This window comes from Blautia sp. MB18-30 (genome assembly GCF_023669475.1).
Lineage (GTDB): Bacteria > Bacillota > Clostridia > Lachnospirales > Lachnospiraceae > Blautia_A > Blautia_A fusiformis.
Map to the genome: position 1 here is coordinate 22,296 of NZ_JAMOYY010000019.1, position 12,325 is coordinate 34,620.

Below are 12,325 nucleotides of genomic sequence, written 5' to 3' on the forward strand. Positions count from 1 at the left end.
GCACTGCGACGGAGAGGAATAATGTCGCTGAAGCGACCCGTCGCAGGCGGAGAATCCTGCAAGCAGGATTCTTTCTTGTGTCAGGCGTTTTGTTCTGCAGTTTTCATGACTCCAAGCTCACGTCTGGCAAAAACAACGGCCAGCACAAATGCAGAGGTATCTGCAATTGGTCCTGCGTACATGACGCCATCGATTCCGAAGAAGACCGGGAAGATGACGATCAGCGGCAGCAGGAAGAGCACCTGCCTTGTGAGGGACATGATCACACCAAGCCTGGCTTTTCCAATGGAGGTAAAAAAGCCGGCGGACATAGGCTGGATCCCGTTGGCAAAGGTCATCAGCATGAAGATGCGGAGATATTTTTCTGCAAAATGAAAGTACAGGTCGCTGCCGTTTCCGAAGATGCCTACGATCTGATGCGGGAAGAACTGGAAGCAGATAAAAAATATGGTTGCGATCACAGTACATAAGGTTACGGAATAGCGGTATGTCTGGCGTACACGGCTGTATTTTTCGGCACCGTAGTTAAATCCCCAGATGGGCTGGGAGCCTTGGGAGATTCCGATGCAGATGGCCATAAATACCTGATTGACTTTGGAAATGATCCCTGCACAGGCAATCGGAATATCACTTCCGTAAGCGGAGAGTGCTCCGTAATGGCGAAGTGTATTGTTCATGACAATCTGCACTGCAGCAATGGCAACCTGATTGATACAGGATGCCATTCCCAGAGAAAAAATGGCAGACAGATTGCGTGCCTTAGGAATCAGCATGGAGTGGTCCAGGTACATTTTCCGGAGTCTGGAAAAATAAAAGATGATCAGAAGTCCGGATACGATCTGGCCGATCACGGTTGCCCAGGCTGCACCTTTGATGCCCCAGCCGAATCCAAAGATGAAAAGCGGGTCCAGGATGGTGTTGATGGCGGCACCGGCCAGGATGCAGGCCATGGAATAGGTAGGACTCCTGTCTGCTCGGATCAGGTGGTTGCCGCCTGTGCTTAAAACATAAAAGGGAAGTCCAATGGCGGTGATCCCTATGTAATCAATGGCATAGGGCATGACGTCCGGTGTTCCGCCGAAAAAATGAAGAAGTGGCTTCAGGAACAGAAGGACAATGACAGAGAGTATCGTACCGGAGATTATCAGCGTGGAGAGTCCGGTTCCTGCAATGGAGCTGGCTTTTTTTTCGTTTCCTGCGCCCATTTCCAGGTTGTAATTGGAGGCGCTGCCGATTCCCAGGAGCAATGCAGCAGCAGTAGAGATAATGGTTACGGGAAATGCGATGTTTGTGGCGGCGTTTCCAAGCATTCCTACGCCCTGTCCGATAAAGATCTGGTCAACGATGTTGTACAGAGCGCTGACTAGCATGCTGATGATGGCGGGAATGGCGAATTTGGTGATCAGGCTGCCTACAGGGGCAGTTCCCAGAGGGTTTTCGGCCTGGGCAGCATTGGTCTGGTTTTTCAATGTTTTTTCCTTCTTTCTTGTCTACAGTAGCTGTTTGGTAATGTAATAAGTAAATTTTAAATTTTATAGCAGGGTATTTATTATAGCACTATTGTGAAGTGAGTGTAAGTATAAAAAATTGACCTTTGGTTTTGGATGGGATAAAATGTTTTTAGAAAAAATTTTCGGGAAGGAGCTTTTCAGATGGGTAAGATCAACAGTGTGAAAAAACTTACAGATAATAAGTTTGTGAATCTTTATGGGGTGGATGCGACCAGTGTACATGATACGCCGGTTTCTTATTTTGTGGCCTCCAGGGCGAAGTGTGTGGAGGATTTGAAGCTTTCTACGGGGGAGAATCATCCGGATGGGGTGATCATTTACAGTGTTTATGGAGAGAAGCGGGATAAGGTTGTGCTGATCCGTCAGTATCGGTATACGATCGGCGGATATATTTATGAGTTTCCGGCGGGGCTTGTGGAGTCTGGGGAGGATTTCCATGAGGGTGCTGTGCGTGAGATGTTTGAGGAGACCGGGTTGAAGCTGGAGCCGATCAAGGTTGCGGAGGCTTTTGAGAAGCCTTATTTTACAACGATCGGGATGACGGATGAATCCTGTGCTACGGTTTATGGGTATGCCAGTGGTGAGGTTAGTAAGGCTGCTCAGGAGGATAGTGAGGAGATCGAGGTTGTGATCGCGGACCGGGATGAGATCAGGAGGATCCTGAAGGAGGAGAGGGTTGCGATCATGTGTGCTTATATGCTGATGCATTTTTTGAAAGATGAAGAACCATTTGATTTTTTGAAAGAAATCTGAGAAAAAATCAAGGGGAATCTGCCGTTGGCGGATTCCCCGTTTTGATCAGAGTTCTATGAGTTTTCCCAGGTCTTTGTTGTATTTGCAGTATTTGCCGTTTTCGGAGATAAATGGCTGGTAGGTGTCGGTCCGGTTGTCTTTGACGTAGACGATTCCGGTGGCGATCATTTCTACCAGGGAGAAGCGTTTGCTTAAGCTGGAGATCCAGCGGTAGGTTTTTTCGTTGCCGGAGTCTGCCATGAGGAGGTTGTAGCCGCCTGGGCAGGCTTCCAGGGTGAAGTAGACTTTCTGGGACCGGATGGAGGTGTTGAAGACCTGGCCGGTGATGTAGGTGGAGAAGTTGGTTTCTACAAATTGGCGGAAGGTGTAGAAATCGTAGATCACGCCGGTGGTCTCATCTTTGATCTTGTCGCCGCGTTCGATGCGGGCTTTCAGGAGCTTGAGGACTTCGATGGTCCAATTGATGAAGGAGATGCTGCTGTAGGTCATGCTTTCCTGAAGTTGATCGACCAGCTGTTTTGACAGGATGTTGGATTTTGATGCTTCATTAAAAAGTTCTTCGTTCATAAGGTTCCCTCCAGTGTTGGATTTTTATATGGTTTTCGCTCTTTTTTTGTATCTTTTATTATAAGTCTGAATTATATATAAAGCAATAAAAAATGCGTAAAATACAAAGATGATTATCGGGAAATGATATATAATTAACGATTATGTTTTGAAAATGTCAGTGCTTTTGAGGGCTGGGTTAAATGTGGACTTTAAATATCGAGTTAATTTGGATAACTATAAATAATTATAAGGAAGAGTTTTACCAAATATTCTCATTTTATTGATAAAATTTTGTTGTATATCTCCCTTGACATAAAGCCTTCCTCCGGGTGTATCATAGTGCTGTGTTAAAGGAGGTAGACTATTATGTTTGAGACATTACAGGAGAAGACGGAAGAGAAAGCAATGGTGCAGTTCCTTGAACGCTTTACAGATTATCCATTTCTGGTAAAGTTCAAGAATTCCGAGTATCACATCGGAGAGGGTGAACCTACATTTACGGTGAATTTTAAGAAAGCGATTCCTCTGGCGGATCTGATGAAGAGCACATCCCTTGCACTGGGTGAGGCGTATATGCGTGGGGATTTGGATATCGAGGGAAATCTTTATGAAGCGCTGGATCATTTTCTGGGTCAGATGGGAAAATTTTCTACCAATGAATCTGCTCTGAAAAAGATCATGTTCAGTTCAACATCAAAGAAGAACCAGGAAAAGGAAGTGACCAGCCATTATGATATTGGAAATGACTTTTATAAACTTTGGCTGGATGAGACTATGAGTTATTCCTGCGGGTATTTTATCCATGAGGATGATACGTTGTATCAGGCACAGGTAAATAAAGTTGATTATATCCTTAAAAAATTACATCTGGAAGAGGGTATGAGTCTTTTGGATATCGGCTGCGGCTGGGGTTTTCTGCTGATCGAGGCAGCTAAGAAATATAAGGTTCATGGTACCGGTATCACCTTAAGTCATGAACAGTATGCAGAATTTCAGAGACGGATCAAGGATCAGGGGCTGGAAGATTATCTTACGGTAGAGCTGATGGATTACCGTGATCTGCCGAAGAAGGAGTATCAGTTTGACCGTGTTGTCAGTGTCGGTATGCTGGAGCATGTTGGACGTGATAATTATCAGCTGTTTCTTGACTGCGTAGAAAAGGTCCTGAAGCCGGGCGGACTGTTTCTGCTTCACTTTATCAGTGCTCTGAAGGAGCATCCGGGTGATCCGTGGGTCAAGAAATACATTTTCCCGGGCGGAACTGTTCCGAGCTTACGTGAGATCCTGAACCATATGGCAGAGGACAATTTCCATACCCTGGATATCGAAAATCTCCGTCTGCATTACAATAAGACATTGCTTCACTGGGAAAAGAATTTCCGGGACAATATTGAAAAAGAAAAGACTATGTTTGACGAAGAGTTCCTGCGTATGTGGGATCTGTACCTGTCAGCATGTGCGGCAACCTTCCACAACGGAATTATCGATCTTCACCAGATTCTTATGACCAAGGGTGTGAATAATGATCTGCCGATGACACGCTGGTATTGATAAAAGCCTTTACAAACCTGCCGGAAAGGAATATCATACTTTTATAAAACTATTTATAAAAACGTATAAGGAGCCTGTGGATTCAGCATATGAGTACAGAAATGCTGAATTCGCAGGCTTCGTTTTTTAACCGATAAACCACGAAGGAGTTATTCGGTCATGAGCAAGTAGCGAAGCGTATTGCGAATATTCGCTTGACTATTCCGTTTACCGATAATTATGGAATGTGCATAAAAACAAAGCTGCAAACTTGTTCAATAAGCAGAATCATAGAAAACTATCTTGACAGATCAGGAGAAAAGAATAATAATGTAATTACTTTAATAAAATAATTAATAAAAGATGATATGCAATAGAAAGAAATTAAAGGAGGAGAATAAGATGCTTCAGCAGGTAATGACAAATCCAGGAGAGATTATTTTCAGAGAGGTTCCAGTTCCGGAAGTGGGAGATGACCAGGTTCTGGTTAAGATCATGAACATTGGTATCTGCGGATCAGATATCCATGTATATCACGGCAAGCATCCTTTTACAAAATATCCGGTAACACAGGGACACGAAGTATCCGGTGAGATCACGGGACTTGGAAAGAATGTGACAGGTTTTAAGGTTGGCCAGAAAGTAACCATCGAGCCTCAGGTATACTGCGGACACTGTTATCCATGCCGCCATGGAAAATATAATCTCTGCGAGGAACTGAAGGTTATGGGCTTCCAGACAACAGGAACAGCTTCTGAATTCTTTGCAGTAGATGCATCTAAGGTAACACCGATCCCGGAGGAGATGTCTTACGAGGAAGGTGCAATGATCGAGCCGCTGGCAGTTGCAGTCCATGCCGTGAAGCAGATGGGCGATGTAAAAGGGATGAACATCACAGTGATCGGTGCAGGTCCCATCGGAAATCTTGTTGCGCAGACAGCCAAAGGAATGGGGGCAGCCAGGGTTATGATCACGGATGTCAGTGACCTTCGTCTTACAAAAGCAAAAGAGTGCGGCATTGATATCTGTGTAAACACGAAGGAGAAAAATTTCGGAGAGGCACTGGTAGAGGCATTTGGTCCGGATAAGGCAGATGTGATCTATGACTGTGCCGGAAATAACATCACCATGGGACAGGCCATCCAGTATGCGAGAAAAGGCAGCGTGATCGTACTGGTAGCGGTATTTGCAGATATGGCAACCGTTGACCTTGCTGTTGCCAATGACCACGAGCTGGATATCAAGAGTACTATGATGTACCGTCATGATGATTATGTAGATGCCATTGATCTTGTAAATGCGGGAAAGGTTCATTTAAAGCCGCTGATCTCAAAGACATTTAAGTTCGCAGATTATCTGAAGGCTTATCAGTATATTGATGAGAACCGTGAGACAACCATGAAGGTTATCATCAATGTGCAGGAGAAATAATTTCTGCAGATTATAAGTGATATAAGAAAAACTCCCGGATGTTTGGCTGTCCGGGAGTTTTCAGATGGTGGCGGTGTCAGATTATGGGAGAATTTTTGGAACAGTTTTGAGTGATTTATTTATTGATGTGTGGTATGGTTATTATATCTTATAGGATTCTTGTCTGTATGGACATTCTGAAAGCTTCGTATTCTGGAGCGTTTTCCATTTTAAGTTCCTGTAGAGTTTGTAAAAATACGTTTTATGGGGTTTTTATGTTTGGATGATGTGGTATAATTTGTATATAACGGTGGGAGTGATCAATCGTTTGTTTTTGGATGGACGGTCGGATGAAGTGCAGCGTGTGATGACGGATGTAAAATGGCGTCAGAAGCTGTATGATGAGTATGAACTGTAACAAGTGATATGAGTATGACGAGGAGAAAATAGCATGGAGAATATTTTTCACAGAGTAAGTATCCGTAAATATGAAGATAAACCCGTAGAGAAGGAAAAGATCCTTCAGATCCTAAAAGCAGGTATGCAGGCGCCAAGCGCATGTAATCAGCAGCCGTGGGAATTTTATGTTGTGACAGATAAGGAGAAGATCCTGGAGCTTTCCAAAGCCACTCCCTATTCCGGATGTGCAGCAGGTGCACCGGTTGTGATCGTTCCGGTATATCGGAAAGAGGGATTGCCTGTTCAGGATATGGCACAGATCGATATGTCTATCGCACAGGAGAATATCTGGTTGGAAACGGATGCACTGGGACTTGGCGGCGTGTGGATCGGAATTGCACCGCTTAAGGATCGTATGGCGTTGGTCCATGATATTCTGAAGCTTCCGGAGAATGTGGAGGTATTTTCTCTTTTTGCCCTGGGGTACCCGGCAGAGAGCAGAAAGCAGCAGGATCGTTTTGATAAGAGCAGGATCCACTTTGTAGAATAAAAAAAAGCCTTCTTTGAGGAAGATAACATCCGGAAACAGAAGAAGTCTGAATGTAGTGAAAAATACCAATAAATCCTCTGAAAATTTGTGCAGAACGCATTTTGCATGACCGGGATTTTTACGATAAAATGTAGGTATAAGAACTGAAAAACTGCATTAAATGAAAGAGGTGAAGGGTATGAAGGAATATGAGATCATTATTGAAACCATTAATCCCTGCGGTGGCGATCGTCATTCTCAGCAGGAGATCATTGAAGCAAATATCGAGAGCCCGGAAGCTTTCGTAAAAGAAAAAGGAAGATTTCCGATCATTGATAAGATTGAGAATCCCGATGGCGGAGTCGTGATCGTAACCGGTGACGGAAAAGGATACATGGTAAGATATACATTTTCTGAATAATGGATAATGCGGCGTATGTGACGGAAAACGGATCGTAAAGCAGAGCTGGGATCAGATCTGGCTTCGTTACATACGCCGTGTTTTGGCTTTTACCTAAAAAATGCATAAAAAAACATATGCAAATTTATAAAATATATATAAATTATTTGTTGAATTTTTATAAAAAAAGGAGTAAAACATTAGATAAATAAAAAAGAGAAATGCATGGAACAGGACAGATCACAAGAAGCAGACCGGATCACAGAGAGCCGCAGCTGGTGAGAAGCGGCAGAAGGTATTTTGTGATATCACCTGGGAGCATCCCGCTGAATAGAAAGGTTAAGTAAGCCGGGACGTAGTCTTCACGTTACAGAAGAGGCTGTTTGATATGACAGTAATAAGTGGTCGCGTTTAGCAATAAATACGATAATACAAAGTGGTACCACGGAACATTCCGCCTTTGTTATCCGAAAGGATAGCAAGGGCGTTTTTTGATGCAATAACTGTTTTACGGTCATTGTATCATGTATAAAAAACACAAAGGAAAGAGAGTTGATATTATGAACGGAATCACAATGATGATCATAGCCATTGTAGTTCTCGGAGGCGCATATCTTCTGTATGGCCGTTATCTCCAGAACAAATGGGGCATTGATCCGAAAGCAAAAACTCCGGCATACGAAATGGAGGACGGAGTTGATTATGTACCGGCTGATACAAATGTAGTATTTGGACATCAGTTTGCATCCATAGCAGGTGCAGGTCCCATCAACGGACCGATCCAGGCCGCAATTTTCGGTTGGCTGCCGGTTCTGTTATGGATCCTCATCGGTGGTGTATTTTTCGGAGCTGTGCAGGATTTTGCATCCATGTATGCATCCGTAAAGAATAAAGGACGTACGATCGGATATATCATCGAAGCGTATATCGGAAAGCTTGGAAAAAAATTATTTCTTTTATTCTGCTGGCTGTTCTGTATTCTGGTCGTTGCCGCATTTGCAGATGTTGTAGCAGGAACCTTTAACGGATTTGCCGTAAATGATGCAGGAACAGTTACAAAGGTAGCGGCAAACGGAGCTGTTGCAACCACTTCCATGTTATTTATATTTGAGGCTGTTGCACTTGGATTTTTCCTTAAATATACAAAATTCAACAAATGGGTCAACACTGCAGTCGCAATTTTACTGCTGGTAGCAGCAATTGTGCTGGGACTTAATTTCCCCATGTATGTAAGTCTTGGAACCTGGCATATCATCATTTTTGTATACATCCTGATCGCCAGTGTCGCTCCTGTATGGGCACTGCTTCAGCCACGTGATTATCTGAACAGCTATCTGCTCATTTTTATGATCGTCGGTGCGGTTATCGGTGTATTTGTTGCCAATCCTTCCTGTAACCTGAAGGCATTTACAAGCTTTAACGTAGACGGACAGTATATGTTCCCGATCCTGTTTGTAACCATCGCCTGCGGTGCTGTTTCCGGCTTCCATTCACTGGTATCTTCCGGTACTGCATCCAAGCAGATCAAAAATGAGAAAAACATGCTTCCTGTTTCCTTTGGAGCAATGCTGATGGAAAGTATGCTTGCCATCATCGCACTAATCGCAGTTGCATCCTTTGCAGATGGTGAAGCAGCAGCACAGGGACTTACAACACAGCCGCAGATTTTTGCAGGTGCTATCGCAAACTTCCTTTCTGTAGTTGGCCTTCCGCATTCACTGGTATTTACTCTGATCAACCTTGCTGTATCCGCATTTGCACTGACCTCTCTTGATTCTGTAGCCAGAGTCGGACGTCTGTCATTCCAGGAATTTTTCCTTGATTCTGATACAGATGAGGAAAACATGAGCCCGTTCCTGAAGGTAGTAACAAATAAATATTTCGCAACAGTCATTACACTGGTACTTGCCTACATGCTTACAAAGGTCGGCTATGCAGAAATCTGGCCGCTGTTCGGCTCCGCAAACCAGCTGTTATCTGTACTCGCTCTTGTAGCCTGTGCAGTATTCTTAAAGAAAACAAAACGTCAGGGTTGCATGCTCTGGATCCCGATGGTATTCATGATGGCAGTTACCTTCACAGCACTTGGCATGACCATCACAAAGCTTTCAAAGGCACTGGTAACAACAGGGCTGGATCTTGGAAACACCTTACAGCTTGTATTTGCAGTATTACTGCTGATCCTTGGTGTACTGGTAGCAATCCAGGGCGTGAAGAAACTGCTTGAGAAGACAGATGATAAAAAAGCAACAGCATAATATTATCGGATAAGATTACGTATTTTTGTTTGGCTGGAGAAGCATAAAAAGGTACTGATGGATTTTTTAGTGTATTGCAGCAATTCTTTACCTTCCTCCAGCTTGCAGCGCAAAATAAATGCGCTGACAGAAAAAACAAGGGTCTTTTTAAATAATCAGGAAATGATGGCTGCGATGATGGAAGGAATGCCGCTTCGTCAGTTGTTAAGCTTCGTTCCCGGAATTAAAAGAAAAATGCTGGAACAGATGGTTGGTGCTTTAAACGAAGGCGTTGCATATAATAAAAAAAATATATCAATGGAAATGAAAGCCTTATGCCAGATCAGAAAATAGAGAATCTTCTTAATCTTGCCATGAATGCCCTGCCGCAGGAACGGGCAAAATCGGAAAATCTGAATGTGGGATATGATCCCACCACCAGGTTGTGGGATGTGATCGTGAAATACAGTGGCCCGGAAAGCGGACTTGGTGGTGAGCGGATCCAGGTGGTCCCGCTGCTTGGTGGTTATGCAGTAGTGACACTGCCGGAATCGGAAATTTCTGCATACTCAGTCAGAGAGCAGATCGAGTTTATAGAAAAGCCCAAGAGACTCTACTTTGAGACCTTTGAAGAGCGGGAGGCAAGCTGCATTTTACCAGTGCAGAATGGAGCCGATGGCTTAACCGGCGAAGGTATTTTGGTGGGCATTGTGGATTCCGGAGTGGACTATTTCCATCCGGATTTCAGAAACGAGGATGGCAGTACCCGGATCCTGCGACTGTGGGATCAGAGTGTAGATGGAAATCCACCGGAAAACTATGTATCAGGAACTGAATATACGAAAGAAGAAATTGATGAGGCGCTTGCACTCGGGGAAACCGAAGGCAGGCGCCTTGTTCCGTCTGGGGATTTCAGCGGACATGGAACAGCAGTTCTTGGAATAGCAGCAGGAAATGGGAGAGCATCGGAGGGAGTGAATCGAGGCGTTGCGTATAGAAGTGATCTTCTGGTGGTAAAGATGGGAAATCCACGGGAAAATTCATTTCCGCGGACAACGGAGCTGATGGAGGGTATTGATTACCTGATACGGCAGGCAGTGAAGATGAGAAAACCGATCGTTATAAACGTCAGCTTTGGGAATAATTATGGTTCTCATGAACCTTATAATTAAGGGAAAACATAAGAAAACACTGATATTTCCTGTGTTTTCAGGCAATTCAGTGTTTTACTCGGATTCATGTTTGGTTGTTGTTTGAGTCTTATAATACTCGGTCAGGATCATGTTAATCTGCTGGGAACGTGTACGATAGTTCGCTTTTGCATCCTTATCAATCTCAGCAACCAGTTCTTTGGACAAAGTAGTATAGACCTGAATATTGTTGGAACTGATAGCCATGTGGCACCTCCGATTCAATTTAATAGAATTATTCTATCATACTTCTTCGGGAGGGGCAATGTGAACTGAAAATTGAAGAATTATTGTTACTGTAAAATTGGAACGGTCGTAAAGAAAATCTATGAATAGAGAACGATAAGAAAGGTAGAACAGACAATGAAGAAAACAATTTTTGAAGAGATGGGCGGTACTTATATCAGACATGGGGATTATCTTATCCCTGCTCTTACCTTACCGAAGGAAGAAGAACAAAGGGTTGTCGGTGTATGGGGACAAAGACATTTGCGGTATTTGAAGGAATACCGCAGATTGCTATATCTGAATATGCTTACAAGCGGCAGGCTGAATGGTTATTTGGCTGATATAGAAGAACAGGCACAGGAACGCTTTGAAAGACTTGTAGAACAGATGAAACAGGCACAAGGCATTACAGAACAGCTAAAGGTGGAAAATGTCTTGGAATGGATAGGAAGAATGAACAATATACAAGTATGTGCGAGGGAGATTGTGGATAAAGAGATAATTTATCAAGAATGAAATGTAAGATAAATAGTGTATAAAATGTAGCAGGGCATCATAAGATAAAATTGTAATTGCATTTTCCACATAGTTCGTGTAAAATGTAATTAGAAAAGCTGTGCATCAGCGGTGGGTTGACACCTAAAATCTGATACGTTTTCCGAACGAAGGTGTCGGAGGTTGGCAGGCAACGGAAAAACCTGATATTTTCCAGACGAAGGTGCTGGAGGTTGGCAGACAACGGAAAAATCAACCATGAGAAGGGAATGTTTAGTGCTGCGGCGTGAACATTCCCTTCTCTAAATTTTATGGGATAAGGATTAAGTTATGGACAAAAGACGTGCAATTCAGATTATGACAAAAGCGGCACAACTATATAAAGAACATCTTGAGGATCAGAAGGTTTTGTTCCTATATGGCTTACCGAAAGAGGTGAATAAGCAATTACAGGAAAGTAATAAGATTTTGTCATCTGTACAGGGATATGAAGTTGTTTTCCATAGATACAATTTTTTACATTTGACAGGAGTTCGATTGAATAAAAAAGAGACAGCTTCTGCAATTCATTTTTACCAGAAATGCCTGGATAAGCGATTAACAGAAAATGATTTTGTTTTTGCAAAAGATGGCTCTACGGGGCAAAAATTGGATATATTGGAACGTATGATGCTTATTAAGAAAAACGTAACAATGATAGGAGAATTTACAGATCGAGGACCGAAATTATATACAGAAAAAGCTGCCGGGAATATATGTGGTTGTATTGGCTTCGTAAAAGATAAAAATACGAAATTAAATGTACCGAACACATTGCTGAAAAAGGACATCAGAGATGTAACAGCACAGCCTACATATAAAGTATTTGCTGTAATATCAAAACACTATACAGATGAGAAATATACAAATCTTGTGAAGATGGACAAAAGTATTGATTTGAAAGAGTGTTGTTTCTCAGAAACAATAGAAAATATGATAGATAGAGAAAATCTATAATGAAATATAAAGAAACCATGCTACTGCTTTTTGTAACAGTATCATGGTTTTATTGTTTGTCGTCTATATTTTAAGTTGATTATTACTTTACAAAATTG

At 42.9% G+C, this 12,325-nt stretch carries 14 protein-coding genes; 11 read left to right on the forward strand and 3 right to left on the reverse strand.

What is annotated here, in order from left to right; genetic code table 11:
- Positions 1-80: 80 nt before the first annotated feature.
- Positions 81-1,469: an MATE family efflux transporter gene (locus NCY57_RS10195; protein ID WP_244092771.1), complete on the reverse strand. Its 1,389-nt coding sequence runs from the start codon at positions 1,467-1,469 to the stop codon at positions 81-83.
- Positions 1,470-1,652: 183 nt separating this feature from the next.
- On the opposite strand from NCY57_RS10195, the gene NCY57_RS10200 reads away from it, so the two are divergent.
- Positions 1,653-2,264, forward strand: coding sequence for an NUDIX hydrolase (locus tag NCY57_RS10200; RefSeq protein WP_173739471.1), 612 nt, complete (start codon positions 1,653-1,655; stop codon positions 2,262-2,264).
- A gap of 45 nt (positions 2,265-2,309) precedes the next feature.
- On the opposite strand, the gene NCY57_RS10205 is transcribed toward NCY57_RS10200, so the two are convergent.
- Positions 2,310-2,831, reverse strand: a complete 522-nt coding sequence (locus tag NCY57_RS10205; protein ID WP_015526216.1) for a hypothetical protein — start codon at positions 2,829-2,831, stop codon at positions 2,310-2,312.
- A 348-nt stretch (positions 2,832-3,179) separates the two neighbouring features.
- Here NCY57_RS10205 and NCY57_RS10210 point away from each other — a divergent pair, with 348 nt between their 5' ends.
- The 8 genes from NCY57_RS10210 (at position 3,180) to NCY57_RS10240 (ending at position 10,490) form a co-directional block, all read left to right on the forward strand.
- Positions 3,180-4,364 (forward strand): SAM-dependent methyltransferase, encoded by a 1,185-nt coding sequence (locus NCY57_RS10210; protein WP_015526215.1) that lies wholly within the window; start codon positions 3,180-3,182, stop codon positions 4,362-4,364.
- 381 nt (positions 4,365-4,745) lie between these two features.
- Positions 4,746-5,774, forward strand: a complete 1,029-nt coding sequence (locus NCY57_RS10215) for a zinc-dependent alcohol dehydrogenase (RefSeq protein WP_173739470.1) — start codon at positions 4,746-4,748, stop codon at positions 5,772-5,774.
- Between the two features lie 262 nt (positions 5,775-6,036).
- Positions 6,037-6,171 carry a hypothetical protein gene (locus NCY57_RS16825; protein WP_274602084.1) on the forward strand — a complete coding sequence of 45 codons (135 nt, stop codon included), beginning with the start codon at positions 6,037-6,039 and terminating at the stop codon, positions 6,169-6,171.
- Positions 6,172-6,204: 33 nt separating this feature from the next.
- Positions 6,205-6,702: a nitroreductase family protein gene (locus NCY57_RS10220; RefSeq protein WP_114001788.1), complete on the forward strand. Its 498-nt coding sequence runs from the start codon at positions 6,205-6,207 to the stop codon at positions 6,700-6,702.
- Between the two features lie 178 nt (positions 6,703-6,880).
- On the forward strand, positions 6,881-7,102 hold the full coding sequence (locus tag NCY57_RS10225) for a hypothetical protein (protein WP_059086708.1): 222 nt from the start codon (positions 6,881-6,883) through the stop codon (positions 7,100-7,102).
- 539 nt (positions 7,103-7,641) lie between these two features.
- Positions 7,642-9,339 carry a carbon starvation CstA family protein gene (locus NCY57_RS10230; RefSeq protein ID WP_022426195.1) on the forward strand — a complete coding sequence of 566 codons (1,698 nt, stop codon included), beginning with the start codon at positions 7,642-7,644 and terminating at the stop codon, positions 9,337-9,339.
- Between the two features lie 57 nt (positions 9,340-9,396).
- On the forward strand, positions 9,397-9,672 hold the full coding sequence (locus tag NCY57_RS10235; protein ID WP_173722461.1) for a hypothetical protein: 276 nt from the start codon (positions 9,397-9,399) through the stop codon (positions 9,670-9,672).
- The gene (locus NCY57_RS10240) at positions 9,654-10,490 is read left to right on the forward strand and encodes a S8 family serine peptidase (RefSeq protein WP_173722462.1); all 837 of its coding nucleotides are present in this window, start codon (positions 9,654-9,656) and stop codon (positions 10,488-10,490) included. Before NCY57_RS10235 ends, NCY57_RS10240 begins: the two co-directional genes overlap by 19 nt.
- Before the next feature lie 54 nt (positions 10,491-10,544).
- Here the strand turns inward: NCY57_RS10240 and NCY57_RS10245 are convergent, their stop codons facing one another.
- Positions 10,545-10,715, reverse strand: coding sequence for a hypothetical protein (locus NCY57_RS10245; RefSeq protein WP_005428285.1), 171 nt, complete (start codon positions 10,713-10,715; stop codon positions 10,545-10,547).
- Positions 10,716-10,871: 156 nt separating this feature from the next.
- Between NCY57_RS10245 and NCY57_RS10250 the strand changes: the two genes are divergently transcribed.
- Positions 10,872-11,252 (forward strand): TnpV protein, encoded by a 381-nt coding sequence (locus tag NCY57_RS10250; RefSeq protein ID WP_005428283.1) that lies wholly within the window; start codon positions 10,872-10,874, stop codon positions 11,250-11,252.
- A gap of 309 nt (positions 11,253-11,561) precedes the next feature.
- Positions 11,562-12,227, forward strand: coding sequence for a PBECR4 domain-containing protein (locus NCY57_RS10255; RefSeq protein WP_005428282.1), 666 nt, complete (start codon positions 11,562-11,564; stop codon positions 12,225-12,227).
- Positions 12,228-12,325: the final 98 nt, after the last annotated feature.

What these genes read in the sequence shown, in the direction of transcription:
- NCY57_RS10200 (WP_173739471.1), top strand. Translation starts at nt 1,653, where the DNA reads ATGGGTAAGATCAACAGTGTGAAAAAACTTACAGATAATAAGTTTGTG.
- NCY57_RS10205 (WP_015526216.1), bottom strand. Translation starts at nt 2,831, where the DNA reads ATGAACGAAGAACTTTTTAATGAAGCATCAAAATCCAACATCCTGTCA.
- NCY57_RS10210 (WP_015526215.1), top strand. Translation starts at nt 3,180, where the DNA reads ATGTTTGAGACATTACAGGAGAAGACGGAAGAGAAAGCAATGGTGCAG.
- NCY57_RS10215 (WP_173739470.1), top strand. Translation starts at nt 4,746, where the DNA reads ATGCTTCAGCAGGTAATGACAAATCCAGGAGAGATTATTTTCAGAGAG.
- NCY57_RS16825 (WP_274602084.1), top strand. Translation starts at nt 6,037, where the DNA reads ATGATGTGGTATAATTTGTATATAACGGTGGGAGTGATCAATCGTTTG.
- NCY57_RS10220 (WP_114001788.1), top strand. Translation starts at nt 6,205, where the DNA reads ATGGAGAATATTTTTCACAGAGTAAGTATCCGTAAATATGAAGATAAA.
- NCY57_RS10225 (WP_059086708.1), top strand. Translation starts at nt 6,881, where the DNA reads ATGAAGGAATATGAGATCATTATTGAAACCATTAATCCCTGCGGTGGC.
- NCY57_RS10230 (WP_022426195.1), top strand. Translation starts at nt 7,642, where the DNA reads ATGAACGGAATCACAATGATGATCATAGCCATTGTAGTTCTCGGAGGC.
- NCY57_RS10235 (WP_173722461.1), top strand. Translation starts at nt 9,397, where the DNA reads ATGGATTTTTTAGTGTATTGCAGCAATTCTTTACCTTCCTCCAGCTTG.
- NCY57_RS10240 (WP_173722462.1), top strand. Translation starts at nt 9,654, where the DNA reads ATGCCAGATCAGAAAATAGAGAATCTTCTTAATCTTGCCATGAATGCC.
- NCY57_RS10245 (WP_005428285.1), bottom strand. Translation starts at nt 10,715, where the DNA reads ATGGCTATCAGTTCCAACAATATTCAGGTCTATACTACTTTGTCCAAA.
- NCY57_RS10250 (WP_005428283.1), top strand. Translation starts at nt 10,872, where the DNA reads ATGAAGAAAACAATTTTTGAAGAGATGGGCGGTACTTATATCAGACAT.
- NCY57_RS10255 (WP_005428282.1), top strand. Translation starts at nt 11,562, where the DNA reads ATGGACAAAAGACGTGCAATTCAGATTATGACAAAAGCGGCACAACTA.